Source organism: Glutamicibacter sp. AOP5-A2-18 (genome assembly GCF_052446055.1).
In the GTDB taxonomy this organism is placed as follows: Bacteria; Actinomycetota; Actinomycetes; order Actinomycetales; family Micrococcaceae; genus Glutamicibacter.
Genome location: NZ_JBQSVW010000002.1, coordinates 46,312 through 59,791, shown reverse-complemented (window position 1 = coordinate 59,791; position 13,480 = coordinate 46,312). Strand labels below are relative to the sequence as shown.

The 13,480-nt window shown below is 61.1% G+C and carries 15 protein-coding genes and 2 pseudogenes; 3 read left to right on the top strand and 14 right to left on the bottom strand.

Features of this window, described 5'->3' with window-relative positions:
* Positions 1 to 20 precede the first annotated feature (20 nt).
* From ACT3RW_RS17515 to ACT3RW_RS17480, 8 genes are all read right to left on the bottom strand, one after another.
* Positions 21 to 329, bottom strand: coding sequence for a hypothetical protein (locus ACT3RW_RS17515; protein ID WP_096254237.1), 309 nt, complete (start codon positions 327 to 329; stop codon positions 21 to 23).
* Entirely contained in the window at positions 329 to 748 is a 420-nt protein-coding gene (locus ACT3RW_RS17510; RefSeq protein WP_096254238.1) for a ParB family protein, read from the bottom strand. The genes ACT3RW_RS17515 and ACT3RW_RS17510 overlap by 1 nt, the downstream gene beginning before the upstream one ends.
* A 2-nt stretch (positions 749 to 750) precedes the next feature.
* Positions 751 to 1,545 (bottom strand): ParA family protein, encoded by a 795-nt coding sequence (locus ACT3RW_RS17505; protein ID WP_096254239.1) that lies wholly within the window; start codon positions 1,543 to 1,545, stop codon positions 751 to 753.
* A 124-nt stretch (positions 1,546 to 1,669) separates the two neighbouring features.
* Positions 1,670 to 2,188: a single-stranded DNA-binding protein gene (locus ACT3RW_RS17500; protein ID WP_096254240.1), complete on the bottom strand. Its 519-nt coding sequence runs from the start codon at positions 2,186 to 2,188 to the stop codon at positions 1,670 to 1,672.
* An 89-nt stretch (positions 2,189 to 2,277) separates the two neighbouring features.
* A complete protein-coding gene (gene nrdH, locus ACT3RW_RS17495; protein ID WP_096254241.1) occupies positions 2,278 to 2,511 on the bottom strand; it encodes a glutaredoxin-like protein NrdH in 234 nt (77 codons plus the stop codon).
* Positions 2,512 to 2,588: 77 nt separating this feature from the next.
* Positions 2,589 to 2,771, bottom strand: a complete 183-nt coding sequence (locus ACT3RW_RS17490) for a hypothetical protein (RefSeq protein WP_096254242.1) — start codon at positions 2,769 to 2,771, stop codon at positions 2,589 to 2,591.
* 64 nt (positions 2,772 to 2,835) lie between these two features.
* Positions 2,836 to 3,246, bottom strand: coding sequence for a hypothetical protein (locus tag ACT3RW_RS17485; RefSeq protein ID WP_444614674.1), 411 nt, complete (start codon positions 3,244 to 3,246; stop codon positions 2,836 to 2,838).
* 93 nt (positions 3,247 to 3,339) lie between these two features.
* Positions 3,340 to 4,230 carry an ArdC-like ssDNA-binding domain-containing protein gene (locus tag ACT3RW_RS17480; RefSeq protein ID WP_096254244.1) on the bottom strand — a complete coding sequence of 297 codons (891 nt, stop codon included), beginning with the start codon at positions 4,228 to 4,230 and terminating at the stop codon, positions 3,340 to 3,342.
* A gap of 320 nt (positions 4,231 to 4,550) precedes the next feature.
* Here ACT3RW_RS17480 and ACT3RW_RS17475 point away from each other — a divergent pair, with 320 nt between their 5' ends.
* Positions 4,551 to 4,841, top strand: coding sequence for a hypothetical protein (locus ACT3RW_RS17475; RefSeq protein ID WP_096254245.1), 291 nt, complete (start codon positions 4,551 to 4,553; stop codon positions 4,839 to 4,841).
* A 577-nt stretch (positions 4,842 to 5,418) separates the two neighbouring features.
* Here the strand turns inward: ACT3RW_RS17475 and ACT3RW_RS17470 are convergent.
* From ACT3RW_RS17470 to ACT3RW_RS17450, 5 genes and pseudogenes are all read right to left on the bottom strand, one after another.
* Positions 5,419 to 6,855 (bottom strand): hypothetical protein, encoded by a 1,437-nt coding sequence (locus ACT3RW_RS17470; protein ID WP_444614673.1) that lies wholly within the window; start codon positions 6,853 to 6,855, stop codon positions 5,419 to 5,421.
* A 151-nt stretch (positions 6,856 to 7,006) separates the two neighbouring features.
* Complete coding sequence (locus tag ACT3RW_RS17465; protein WP_049862679.1) at positions 7,007 to 7,207, bottom strand: hypothetical protein; 201 nt, start codon at positions 7,205 to 7,207, stop codon at positions 7,007 to 7,009.
* Positions 7,208 to 7,299: 92 nt separating this feature from the next.
* Positions 7,300 to 7,728 carry a hypothetical protein gene (locus ACT3RW_RS17460; protein ID WP_041649115.1) on the bottom strand — a complete coding sequence of 143 codons (429 nt, stop codon included), beginning with the start codon at positions 7,726 to 7,728 and terminating at the stop codon, positions 7,300 to 7,302.
* Positions 7,729 to 8,023: 295 nt separating this feature from the next.
* A pseudogene (locus tag ACT3RW_RS17455) lies at positions 8,024 to 9,230 on the bottom strand (ISL3 family transposase).
* 238 nt (positions 9,231 to 9,468) lie between these two features.
* A complete protein-coding gene (locus ACT3RW_RS17450) occupies positions 9,469 to 10,770 on the bottom strand; it encodes an ISL3-like element ISAar42 family transposase (protein ID WP_013350329.1) in 1,302 nt (433 codons plus the stop codon).
* A gap of 141 nt (positions 10,771 to 10,911) precedes the next feature.
* On the opposite strand from ACT3RW_RS17450, the pseudogene ACT3RW_RS17445 reads away from it, so the two are divergent.
* Positions 10,912 to 11,229: pseudogene (locus ACT3RW_RS17445) on the top strand (integrase core domain-containing protein); the annotation flags it as partial.
* Positions 11,230 to 11,274: 45 nt separating this feature from the next.
* Here the strand turns inward: ACT3RW_RS17445 and ACT3RW_RS17440 are convergent.
* A protein-coding gene (locus tag ACT3RW_RS17440; protein ID WP_096253939.1) for an IS3-like element ISAar24 family transposase occupies positions 11,275 to 12,440 on the bottom strand; the annotation gives its coding sequence in 2 pieces (ribosomal slippage) (positions 11,275 to 12,164 and positions 12,164 to 12,440; 1,167 coding nt in all).
* Between the two features lie 161 nt (positions 12,441 to 12,601).
* Here ACT3RW_RS17440 and ACT3RW_RS17435 point away from each other — a divergent pair.
* Positions 12,602 to 13,471: a DJ-1/PfpI family protein gene (locus tag ACT3RW_RS17435; protein ID WP_226833574.1), complete on the top strand. Its 870-nt coding sequence runs from the start codon at positions 12,602 to 12,604 to the stop codon at positions 13,469 to 13,471.
* Positions 13,472 to 13,480: the final 9 nt, after the last annotated feature.

The following is a 13,480-nucleotide window of genomic DNA, read 5'->3' as shown; positions in this document are numbered from 1 at the left end:
CCCTACAGTTTGAACCTGCTCTATTTGGTCTTAGCGTAGGCCGCGATTGATTCGACGGTTCCGCATGTATCGTTGGTGTTCCAGCGGTCGTCCGGGTCTACCGTTGGCGCTGCGTGCTCGTTCCACAGCTTGTCGATGGTTTTGGTGTCCATTCCCTCGTGGGTCCGGTTCAACACGAACTCGGTGTAATCTGAACAACCCTTCTGGATTAGGACTGCGGACGTGTCAGTATTGCCAAGTAGGGTAATCGTGGCCGTATAGGCAAATGCGAGATAGAGCGCAGCTACGGCCGTAACAATTGATGCAAGCGTGATGATGGTTTTGCGCATTAGTCTTCCTTTTCTCCGTGTGATGCTGCGCCCTGGGGCATATCGTTGGCCTTGACTGATGGCCAGGGCTTGCCGCCGTTGTATTCGGCTTCCAGGCGCTCTACTTCTTTCATCACTGCCTTGTGAATGAACTGCGAGAGGTTGCGGTTGCCCTCTGAAATCATCGTGTGCAGGATGGCTCCGCGCACCCGGTCAGTGTCGGTCATGTCCTGATAGAACGACACTTTATGTGGGTACTTGCGCTTTTTGGCCGGTTCTTCGGCGGCTGGCTTCTGCGCTGCGGGGGCAGCTTTGGCGGCCTTCTTAGGTTCTGCCTGCTGCGGTGTAGCGGCAGCTGGCGCGGCCGCTGCGGCTTCTACGGGCTTGACCGGGCTACTTCCTGCCAGGTTCGATTTTCGGGCTGTTGGGCGGCCTGCCATAGCTACTTGACTCCTTGAATAATGGTGAGGTGATCGGCGTACATCGCGCTTAGTTCCATAGCTTCGGCGTTCCCCCATTCATCGAGGGCCACTGAAGCTTCGGTGGCATCTGCGATGACTACGCGCTTCGGGATTGGCGGGGTAAGCACCGTAAAGTTTCGCGCTTCGGCGGCGGCGTGCAGCTCGTCTAGCCAGGTCTGCCCTGCGATAGTGCGGCCTTCGTGCTGGTTCACCAGGACACCGGCCACCTTCAAACCTGGGTTATAGTGCTCGCGCACGCTCTCAATGGTGCGTAGCAGCTTAGCCAGGCCGTCTAGGCTCCACTTCTTGGACTGCGTAACGATTAGTACCTTATGGGCCGCTGTCAGGCCGTTGATGGTGAGCTGGTCCAGACTAGGGGCACAGTCCACCAGAATTAGGTCGTAGCGCTCGGACACTTCCGCAAGTGCCTTGCGCAGCTTTGATTCCCGGCCGGCCCCTGTGGTGATCAGTTCCTCGCCTACGGATGCCAGGGTATCGCCTGCCGTCGGTGCAATGTCCACGCCTGCCCAGATTGACGGCACGATAACATCTGAAAGTATTTCGTCCGCTCGGGCGCTCAGGACGTCAGCTAGGCCCACCTGGTCATCTGCCACCGGCTCGGCCGCCAGTGCGTCAGTTAGATTTCCTTGGGGGTCCAGGTCCACGACCAGGACACGCAAGCCACGCCGAACGGCTGCGCGCGCCAAGTTAACCGTGGTGGTTGATTTTCCTACGCCGCCTTTTTGGTTGGCCAGGGCGATAATCTCTGCGCTCACGTTCTTACCTCCAATAGTGGTAACAGTACTAACAACTCTAAAAGTACTGTTAGGGGTACAAGTCTTATAGTACTACTAGGGGTGCAAGTGCGGGGCCGCTCGGTCCCGCACTTGCCGACTGCTGCTAGTTTCCAGTGTTGTTCAGATAGGGGTTCTGCACGCCGCCGTTCTGCTGCGGCTGGGTGTAGAAGTCCTGGTTTTCTGGCTGGCGTTCCTGCAAGTTTTCGCCGTAGGTGTGGGTGTCGCGCTGCTGGCTGGGGCCGCCCTGGGGATCGACAACGGCGGCTGGCTGCGCATTGCGCTTCCCTGCGCGCACTGACTGATTGCGTAGGCTGATGCCGATTTCGTCTGCCGTCACCTGGTGCTGAATCGTGGTTCCCTGTGCGCCCTTGAACTCGGTCACGCGGTAGCGCCCCGAGAACAGCACGCGCACGTTGCCGGAGGCCTGGGCGCATTCCACCAGTTCTTCGGCCTGAACTCCGCTCACCTGCACGTCATAGAAGATGCTTGGGCCATCGGTGAAGCCGTCCTTGGTGCGGATGCGGTCGGTAACTGCTACACGTGCGTAAGTGTAGGCTCCGTTCTCGCCCTGGCGCAGTTCGGGGGTTTTGACAAGGTTTCCACTGCGGGTAATGTGGGACATTTTTCCTCCTGCTGATTGAACCTTGTAATTCTAATAGTACTGTTGGAGTTAGCGAGTTACAAGGGGTTTTGTGAAACTTTTGGGTAAACTTACTGCGGTTCAAGGGCTTCGATCTTGTCCGGCCTAAAGCCTGACCACTGATCGTCGGCCGTGACGACTACAGGCGCTTGCATGTAGCCCAGGCTGCGCACGTACTCCAGAGCTTGCGCATCGGTCGATATGTCTACCTTGCGGTAGCTGACCCCCTTCTTGTCCAGCGCCCGGTAGGTGGCGTTGCACTGCACGCATGAAGGTTTGGTGTAAACGGTGATTTCGGAACTCATGACCCTTCCTTCCCTTCTAACTCTAATAGTACTATTACCGCTAGTCAAAAGCAACGGTAACAGTACTATTAGTGTCGTCATGTTGTCGGATAGCGGCGAGCTGCTGCAATGTTCTGCATGAGGTCGCTTACTGCCGCCGCATCATCGGCGGGGCCGTAGTAGCGCCTGCGCGTTTCCTTGACTAGCTCTGCTCGGTACTCCGGCGCGATCCCCCGGATCACCTCGGCGGCCGCATTCTCGATCTGTTCAATGGTGAGCATTAGACATTCTCCTGTAACTCTTATAGTACTATTACCACCGACGGCGGTAATAGTACTTTTGGTGTTAGTTCGTCCAGTAGCGCGGGTTGAGCACTTCGGGGCCGTCATAGTCGATGGCCAGGGTTGCGCGTTGTAGCTGCTCGATGCCGACTCCCTCGATTTTTGCATGCTCTGTGCCGCGCGTGATTTCTCGGGCTTCAATCTCGATTTCATCGGCGGGGGTCAGGCTGATCATGATGCCCATTTTGCGGGGCTGCGTGCCGCGCGTGCCGCGCTTGGTCATTGGCAGCACTCGGACGGTCAGCAGCAGGCCGCCGCGCTGGTGAGTTCCTGGCACTGCGGTGAGGTCGCTGGCTCCGAGTGATGCCAGCACGTTCACACCAAGCACCTGCCGGAACTGAATTGCGGTGGTGTGGTGCTCTTCGGTGGGGCTGCATACTGCTAGCTGGTCGTAGATGAAAATTGCCTTGTTCATGGGGTTTCCTTCCTCTTTACTCTTCCTTCTAACTCTAATAGTACTATTACCGCTATTAGAAAGCAACGGTAATAGTACTATTAGTGGTAGTTTTTAGGCGGCTTCTTTGATTTCCTCCGGCTCGGTGATGGCTTCGGCTAGCTGGTGTGCTGCTTTGAGGACTCGGGCGGCGGTGTCCTTGATCATTTCGGTGTCTCCTTGGCTCCATCCGGCCACGTAGCCGATGCTGTAGACGCTGGTGTCCAGTCCGAGGATTCCGGCGACGATGTAGGCCACGCTCTCGGCTTCGGTTTCTTTGATGCCCCGGTGCTCGATGTATTCGGCGGCTTCGTCTTCGCTGCTGTGTAGGATCACGTGGGCGGCTTCGTGTAGTGCGGTCTTGGCTGCCTGTGCTGGTGCTAGTGCTGCGTCGATGACTACCTGGCGGCTGCCGTCCGTGGTGGTGTAGCCGTTGGCGCTGCCGCTGATCGGCTCGCGGGTGACGGTCCAGCCTTGGCCGGTGAGATAGTCTGTGACTGCCTGGGTGATGCCCTGGGGGTCGTCGCCGGTGAGTTTGTGGGCGATGGTGCTAGGGTCTTCGGCTTCTGGGTCGATTAGATCCGTCTGGGCCATGTCGAACACGCTCACGGGGAAGAATCGAACCGCGCTGTGCTCTTTTTCTTCTCCGGTCTGCTCGTCTTCTGCCGTCCATTTGACGTTGCGGCCGCCGAAAATTCGGATGCCGGTTTCTCCCTTACGCACCTGGCGGCCGAGGTTCTGCCATGTGCGGTATCCGGCGACGTGGGTAGCGCCTGGGCACTGGGCCATGATCAGCAGTAGGTTTCCTACGCTGTAGCGGTGGAAGGCCTGGGCGAAATTCAGGTAGTTAATCCATGCGTCGCTGTTGCGCAGCTGCTCGACCTGTTCAGCGATTTTTGCCTGCATTGCTTCGGCTTCGGCGCGGCGTTGGTCGGCGGTCTTGGTGTTCTTGATCTTGCGTGCCATGAGATGTACCTCCAAAAGTACTATTAGGGCTAAATGAGATGCTCGGTTGATCACCTCGTTCCTGATAAGCGGAGCATTCCTGGCATAAGGCCGCGTAGTGCAACCCGTAGGGCGGTGGGGGAGAGAATTTCTGGGCGGGATAAGGGAGCTTGCGACCGCGCCCGGAAAATCTCGGAGGAGCCGGGGCGTAGCCCTTGCGCGCAGCGGCCGGCCAGGCATGATGGAGCGCCAGGAACGAGGTACGAAAGAGTGGGGTAGGGGATAGGTCGGCCGCGTGCGGCCGTCCTTTTGTCTGTGCCAGGGCGTAGCCTTGGCTCGTTATGTCTGACGAATTTGTTGAGGTGCGTTTTACGGCGGCCGGTGTGCCTTGGAAGATTCGGCGCGGCGGCCGTGTCTGGCAGGTCGCGGTCGAGCCGAGCCGTCATTTTGAGCGGGTGAACTGGTGGGAAGACCACTCGTTCAAAATCAAGAAGGGGGCTGCTGATCCTATTGATTTTGCGGTGTGGAGGGTGCAGGTGCGGTTAGGGGCTAATCCCCGTTCGGATCTGCTGGCATGGGATCTGGTGGAGCATCCTCGGGATGGTTCCTGGACTGTGCGAGACGTGGCGTAGATGCGCGAAAAAGGGCCGGCTAATGTAGCCGGCCCTTTTTGGTGTGCTGGTTAGATGAAGATGTTGAGTATGAGCGCAATAAGCACGATGGGAACTGCGCTGTATCCCAGGATTGTGAGTGTTCGGTTTTCGGTCGTGTTTTTGTAGCCCTGGAAGTGCGCTGTCTGCCAGATGATACGCATCAAGCAGGCTACAGCCATGATTACTGCTGCTAGTGCGATTCCAAAAAGTACTGTGAGCGATCCTGAGACGATCACGCCCAGGATCAGCAGGATGGGGATCAGCGTTGCTCGCGCATTTTTAGGGCGGCTTCGTCTGCTGCGTAGGGGGTCATTGCTTCTCCTTCGGGCATATGGCAAGTCTAGGTGTATCGTCGGACAGTTTGGGTTTCGCTGTTTTCTGGTGAGTGGTGCCTGGTCAGAGATCCGTGCACATGTCATGCTCGCGTGTCGTGTGCAAACTCGAGTACTAAACGTGTGGCTTGTGTGCGGTCGGTCGTTTGGTTCCTGCTGTCCATCATGTGTGCGAGAAAAGCCGCTTGCGGTTGAGCTTTTGTCGTGCCCATGTGGGCAGGAGGCTAGGAACATGCCCCGGTTCGGCGTGCGGCAGCCAGGGCGGCGCGTGCGGCTGTGGCACCTCGGGAAGCGGTGCTGCGCAGTTGCGGGCGCTGCGCGGCTTGCTGGGCGCGGCGTTCGGCGGCGGCGCGGGCGGCGGCGCGTGCGTGGTTGCTGGCGGCTGCTGCTCGTTGGGATCGGCTGAGCATGATTTCTCCGGTGGGGGTGCGCCATTGGTTCATGCGGTGCAGGATCGCTGCGCGCAAGATCCGGCAGTAGTCGATGTAGGACTGAGTGTCACGGTTGTGCTGGGGCAGTGCTCCCCAGGCTTCTTTGCCGTGCAGGCCTGGGGTGGTGCGCCATTCCAAGGCGTGCTGGATATCTGAGATTGTCCATCCGTTGGAGAAGAAGGGTTTGAACATGTTGAGCACGTTTTTCTTGGAAAAACGGGCAAAATCTGGCATCCGACGCAAGATTTCAGCGGCAGCCGATAGCCCCTGTCCTCTAGAGCTGATCGTTCTGTGAGCTGGCCACAGCTCAACTGGTCGATGATCGCTGTGGTGAGTTCGCACGGCGGAGCCGTGCCCAAAAAGTTTTTCAGTGCCGCGTAGCGGCTCATTATGAGTGTTTTCTTCGCGCGTGCGCGTGTAGGAACTTACTTCGTAAGTGGTTAACCCCCCTACGGGGAGGGGTTCTAAGTTATTTCCACAGGTCGTGTGGTTGGGGGGGTGGGGGGTTGGTCGGGTTGTGGTGGTGTCTTTGGCGTCTTGGGGGCGTAGTCCGAGGCCGATGGGGCGGGTGATGACGTAGACGGGGGCTTCGTTGGTGGCTGGTTGGCCAGCTTTGGCGGCGTATTCGGCGCTGCGGCCGGAGGCGACGATGCCGAGGATGCCGTGGGTTCGCAGGAATTTCAGGGCGTTGCCTACGGTGGCGCGGGATACGCGTGCTTTGGTGGCGATGGTGTCCCAGGTGATACGCACCGTCATGCTGTCGTGGTCGGTGTAGCGAAGCAGTACCCAGAGCACGGCCAGAATGTTGCGTTTGCAGTCTTTGCGGCGGCACAGCAGCTCGTCCAGGGATCTTGTGGCGCGCCAGGCTTGGGCGGTGTGTTCGATTTTCTTGCTGCCGGTCGGAATTGCCCAGGCAATCGCGCGGGGAGAGGTTTCCTGGGCGCGTGAGACACGCTTGATATGCAGGGGAGCGGGGGTGTGGGCGTGTTTAGTGGCCATTGCTTCTTTGGCCGCATTGAACTGGCTTTTCCCCTTGGCAGTGAATCCTTCTGGGGTTTCTGCCTTGATAAACGGGCGGTGCCCCTGGGCTGTATGGGCCAGGATCGCTGCTACGCGGCCGTCTGCCGGGCGGGTGCAGTGACGCGTCGTTGTGGCTTGTATCGCGTCTTGCGGCCCCGTTTCCGGACTGCTGGTGCTTGATTGGATGCGTGAAGGCGCTACTATAGACATATAGGCATTTCTGGTTTTGGAATGTACTGAAGGGAGCGTCCGGCTGGTAACCGGAAGCTTCTGGTCAATCTGGTCTGCGAGACTCGCCAAAGTTATGGCAGATCAGATTCGGATTCTTAGAAAAGGTCGCGCTCAGCGCGGCCTTTTCCGTTTATGGCTTATCGATAGGCAGCTGCCCCTCGGTGTCTTGTGGCGGAATCCAAGTTGGCTTTCCGTCTTTGTCTAGCTCTACAGAACGCATCATCAGCTCAAGAAACGCGGAGTTGGTATACCCCGCTTTTTTTGCCAGAGCAGCAAAATGGTCTTTGACCGGGCGGTCAATTTCCCATCCCACAGATACAGGCTCTTTCATAGAGCCGCGTGGTCGCCTTTTTACGTTCATAGCTTCACCCTACCCCTTAGGCCTAGGGTTAAGCGAGGTGTGACACGCTCGAATTCGAAAGATCAAACACTAGGGTTATACGGAATCGCTGTTCCGTTTTCATCGAACGAAATCGCGAGGTGTCGGTGCCAGCCGCCTAGCCGAAGAAGTCCTGGTGCCTTTCTGTATTTATCGAGTAGGTGGCCTTTGGTATCAACTAAGTACAGGGCTATCAGCCGAACGAGATATTCCAAGACTTTGCTGGAAAGCACGATCACTTCCTGTTCTGGATACTTCCCTTTGTTGTAGTGCTTTGTTGCGTTATAGGTTTTAGCAAGTCCACGGGCAAGACCTACACAGTTCGGGGCAATCTCATTCCAATAGACGTTTAGCACTGCTAAGCAACGGTAGACATACGTTGACGTCGAGGGACCTGGCTTTTTGCCAGGCTTGTAAGTAATTTCTTCCCCAAGTTGTCTGCCTAAAAGCGTTCCGGCTGCTTCGACGGTCATCGACAAAGTGTTGACTTTTTCTTCGGCAAAGACGTTATCGCGTGAAAAGATGCTGACCGCAGGAAAAATGAACTTTGGTCCCCATTGCGCATATTTCCCAGCCCACGCTTGCAGCCCGTCAACGCCGATCTCGTCAAAGTGAGCTAGGGACCAATTAAAATCCTGATTTTTAGGAGTTGGTTGGTCGTGCTCTAGTACCGTGGCCGAGCTTATGAGCGGGGAAAGGGGGTTCCCGAGTACAGTTCCGGCTAAAGACTTCTCAATGACTCGTGCGGAAGAAACCTTATGCGGCTCTTCACAGATGAGGGTGTAGTTGAGGTCTGAATCCGCCGGACTCGAGCAGGGATCTGGCGATGTAGTTGGTCAGGTTGCGGAAGCCCAGGGCCGAGCCGCGCAGGTGCTCCAGGCGTCCGTTGATCGCCTCTGTGGGGCCATTGCTGGTGCCAGGCCGCTCGAAGTAGGCCAGCACGTCGGTGGCGCGAGCCTTCAGGGTCCGACCGAGCTTGCGCAACTCGTCCAGCCCGGCGGGGACGTCTTGGCTGACGGCGTCGATGAGCGCCTCCATCGCCGCGCGGCCGAGGGATCGGTCCTTCTCGCGGTAGGCCGCGATCATCCGCTGGTAGATCCCCCAGGTCGCCTCGACGGGCACGTGCTCCTCGAGCACGAACAGCTCCTGCAGGCGGGTCTGCTGCTTGTCGGTGAGCAGGCCCGCGCCGGTGTGCAACGTTCTACGCGCACGGTAGAGCGGGTCGTCTTTGCGGCCGCGGTGCCCGTGCAGTTCCTGCTGGACTCGGCGTCGGCACTGGTCGAGGGCATCACCGGCAAGGCGCACGACGTGGAAGGGATCCATCACCGCAGCCGCGTCGGGCAGTTCCTCGGCGGTGGCGCTCTTGAACCCGGTGAAGCCATCCATCGCGACGACTTCGATGGCCTCACGCCATGCCTGAGGGCGAGCGGCGAGCCACTCCTTGAAGACTCGCTTGGAGCCGCCAGACGTGCTCGTCGACGCCGAGCACGCGGACGCCGTCGAAGCGGTTCGGGTCCTCGATCAGGACGCGTGTGCCCTGGGCCAGGACGGCATCGTTGGCGGTGTTCCACGCAACCCCGAGCCCCTCAGCGACCCGCGCGACCGTCAGGTGGGCGATGACGATGCCCTCCAGCGCCCACGCCAGCCCTCGCCGGGAGAGCTTCGCGCGTGGCTCGGCCGCCAAAGACGTGTCTTGGCGCCACACGTGGCCGCAGCCGGTGCACCGGTAGCGGCGGACCGTGACCTCCAACGTCGTCGGACGCCACCCCAACGGCTCGTGGGCCAGCCGGCGGACAACCGTGCCGCGCGCGGTTCCTTCACAGCCACAGCGTCGGCACCAGCGGTCGGGTTCGACGACTCGACAGGCCAGGACCGCACCGGCGGGCTCGAGGCGCTGACCGGTGGCCTCAAGGCCGAGCTCATTCAAGCGGCAGAACATGGTCAGGTCAGGGTCGGTGAAGGTAGCGTCAGGCACGTCGAGGTCTTCCAGATGGGCAGTGTGAGAACTTCCATCATCGGAAGGCCTCGATGCCTACCCGGGCAGCGCCACGCCGTTCGATCCTTGACTACGCGCTACACCCTCATCTGTGAAGAGCCCGTTTCGTCAGTGTTCGGCCGAGCTTGGCCAGCTCGGGCAAGGCGTCCGGGACGCGCTTGCTCAGCGCGGTGATGAGCTTCTCCATCTTCGCTTTGGCTTTCGCGGCTCTTCGGAATCAAGGGTGTAGGTGAGGTCTGAACCCTCCGGCTTCGAGCAGCGACCTGGCGATGTAGTGGGTGAGGTTGCGGAAGCCGAGCGCGGAGCCGCGGAGGTGTTCGAGGCGGCCGTTGATCGCCTCGGTCGGGCCGTTGCTGGTGCCGGGCCGGTCGAAGAACGCGAGGATGTCGGCGGCGCGTTGCTTCATGGTGCGGCCGAGCTTGCGGATCTCCACGAGCGCCGCGGGAACCCCGGTGGTGATCGTGGCGATCACCGCCTGCATGGCCTGCCTGGCCTTCTTCTTGTCGGGTTCCCGGTAGGCGGCGACGATGCGCTGGTAGATGCCCCAGGTCGCCTCGACCTCGACATGCTCCTCGCTCGCGAACACCGCGTTCAGGCGTGCCCGCTGCTTGTCGGTGAGCAGGCTCGCGCCGGTGTGGAGGGTGCGGCGGGCCTTGTAGAGCGGGTCGCCCTTCATCCCGCGGTGCCCGGTGGTGTCCTGCTGGACCCGGCGCCGGCAGGCATCCAGCGCGTCGCCAGCGAGACGGACGGCATGGATTGGGTCCATCACCGCAACCGCGTCGGGGAGCTCTTCCGCGGCGGCGGTCTTGAACCCGCTGAACCCGTCCATCGCGACCACCTCGATCCCGTCGCGCCACTGCTTCGGGCGGCCCGCGAGCCACTGCTTGAAGACGGACTTGGAGCGGCCTTCGATCATGTCCAGCAAGCGCGCGGGGCCGGTCTTCTCGCGGGCGGGCGTGAGGTCGATGATCACGGTGACGTACTTGTCGCCGAATCGGGTGTGTCGCCAGACGTGCTCGTCGACGCCGATCGTGGTGACCCCGTCGAACCGGGCCGGGTCGTCGATGAGGCGCCGCTTGCCTTCGGCGAGGATCGCGGTGTTCGCGGTGTGCCACGACACCCCGAGACCGGCGGCGGCGCGCGAGACGGTGAGGTGGTCGACCACGATCGCAGTGAGTGCCCACCCGATCCCGCCGCGGGAGATCTTCGCCCGGGGCGCGGCCGCCTTCGACGTGTCCTGCCGCCAGGTGCGGCGGCAGGACACGCACCGGTAGCGGCGCACCCGGATTAGCAGCGTCGTCGGCCGGTGCCCGAACGGTTCATGCGCCAGCGGGCGCGTCACCGTGTCCCGTGGCGCGCCCTCGGCGCCGCACTTCCGACACCACGGGTCGTCCTCGACGACGCGGCACTCGATCACCGCCCGATCTGGCTCGAGACGCTGCCCAACGGCCTCGAGGCCGAGCTCGTCGAGACGGCAGAACGTGGTCAGGTCGGGCGCGGCGAAGGTAGCGTGGTGCAAGTCGAGGTCTTCCGGCGGATGAGCAGTGTAGGAACTTCCATCTTGGAAGACCTCGACGTCTATCCACGAACCAGCCGCCCACCCCCGACTACACCGTCAACTGCGAAGAGCCCGATATCCAGGCGTCGAGATGCCGCTGGCTGCATCGTCCACTCGGACCGCGGATCCCAGTTCCGATCACGGAAGTTTGTGCACGCCCTGACCCGTCACCACCTCATCGGATCGATGGGGCAAGTCGGTGCCGCCGGGGACAACGCCGCGATGGAGTCCTTCTTCTCGCTGCTCCAGAAGAACGTCCTGGACCGCAAGCGCTGGCGGACCCGAGACGAGCTCCGGATCGCGATCATCACCTGGATCGAGCGGACCTATCACCGCCGCCGCCGACAGGCCCGCCTGGGCCGATTGACCCCCATCGAATACGAGACCATCATGAAACCGGCCGTGAGCCTCGCGGCCTGACACCACAACTGACCTGCCCTACGGTTAGGTTTCCACTCTTGGTCGCTAGCTTCCGATGGTGGTGAGTGCCCGCGGGGTGCGGGCGAGGTCGTAGTCGTGGGGTGTCGCGTACTCGAGGGAGGAGTGCCGGCGACGACGGTTGTAGAACACCTCGATGTACTCGAAGATCGCGTTCGCGAGCTCGATGCGCGTCTTCCACTTCTTCCGGTTCAGCAGCTCGATCTGCATCGTCGACCAGAACGACTCCATCATCGCATTGTCGAGGCCATCGCCGACGGTCCCGAACGACGGCAGCAGTCCCGCTGAACGGATCTTCTGAGTGAAGACCCAGGAGGTGAACTGGACTCCGTGATCCGCATGAACGATCCCTCCGGGCCCTGGCTGACGTGCACGGATTGCCATGTCCAGAGCGTTCACGACCAGGGTGGAGTCCTGTTTGGAGTCGATAGCCCAGCCGATGATCTTGCGGCTGCAAGCATCCAGCACGGCGGCGCAGTAGATCTTGCCCTCCCGGGTGGGATGCTCGGTGATGTCCGTGACCCACAGCTCGTTCAGCGCGAGACGGTGGAACTTGCGGTTGACCAGGTCGTCCGCTGTGGCGACCCCCTTGAGTCGCTTGATTCTGGCTGGGCCTGGAAGGCCACCGATTCCGGCGCGAGTCATGAGGACGGAGATGAGCCGGCTGGAACACGGAATGTTCATTCCGATGGTGAGCTCGGTGTGGATGCGGCGGTAGCCGTAGGTGCCGCGGGAGGCGACGTGGATCTCCCGGATCAGGCCGGTCAGCCAGCGGCGGCGCAGCTCAGTGGCACTGGTCGGGCGCTTTCGGTACCGGTAGTAGCCCTGACGGGAGACGCCCAGTAGGCGGCAGCAGGTGCTTGTGGGTGCCCCGGCGTCGACGAGTCGGTCGATCACCGGGTGCGCCCTTTTGGGGCAACTCCTCCCTCCTCGTCGAGCCACGTCGCGGCCCGGCGGAGGATCGCGATCTCCTGCTCGAGCTGGCGGACACGGCCGCGCGCCGCGCGGAGCTCGGCAGATTCCTGACTGCTTAGTCCCGGCCGGCGGCCGAGGTCGATATCGTCCTGTCGCAGCCAGTTGTGGAGGGTGACCTCGTGGATGCCCAGGTCCAGTGCGGTCTGCTTGACCTGGCGGCCCTCGCGGACCAGAGCGATGGCACGGGCACGGAACTCGGGAGGGTACGGGCGTGGCATGCGAAGAGCCTTCCATGAAGACCATCGACTAGCGACGTCAACTGGAAACCGAGCCATAGGTCATGTCAAACTGTCACCTGATCATGCGGCAGTCCCGATTGAAAGGGAACGCGTGCGGCTGGGAGACGGCAGTCGCATCCGAAGCTAACGGAAGGTTGAAAATGAGCACGAACACATGGAGCTCCCCGGTGACGGGCTTGACCTGTCACGGTTGTGTCGAGACGGTCACCGCGCAGTTGATTGCTGTGCGCGGCGTCAAAGAGGTGAACATCGATCTCGTCGAGGGTGGCGTATCCACGGTGAGCGTGGTCGCCGACCGTGAGCTCACGGACGGCGAGGTCGAGGGCGTACTACACGCCGGCGGCGCATTCGCACTCGCTCGTGTTGATGCGATGAGCTTCCTCGGTTCGACTACGAACGCGCCCGACCTCGCAGTCGACGTGCTTTTCTTCGACGGGGCCGAGGAACTCGATGCAATCGGTCCCTGGGAAGTGCTCCGCTTCTGGGCGGAGCTTGGTGACCGACGCGTCGACGTGCGTGCGGTGAGTTTGGACGGCAAGTCGGTCCGTTGCGCGAAGGGGCTCACCGTCGATGTCGACGGTAGCCTTGGCGACCGCCCCATCGATCTTCTTATAGTCCCGGGTGGTCGCGGTGCCGACATCCTCGCGGGGGATCTCGAACAGGTCGGGCGGATCTCGCGCCTCGCTGAACAGGGAGCAACGATGGCGTCCGTGTGCACTGGCGCCCAGGTGCTCGGCGCTGCTGGCCTTCTCGACGGGATCAATGCGACGACCCACTGGATGGCCCGCGGCCAGCTCCAGAAGTCCCACCCGTCAGCGCGCATCTCGTCGGGCGAACGATGGGTCGACTCTGGCGATGTCGTCACGAGCGCCGGCGTGTCGGCCGGAATCGACATGGCCCTGCACCTCGTAGATCGGTTCGACTCCCGCGCCGTCGCTCACCGAATCTGCAGCGTGATGGAGTACCCGTGGCATCCAGAAGCTCGCGGCGAGGCCGTTATCTCTACATGATGTAGAGTT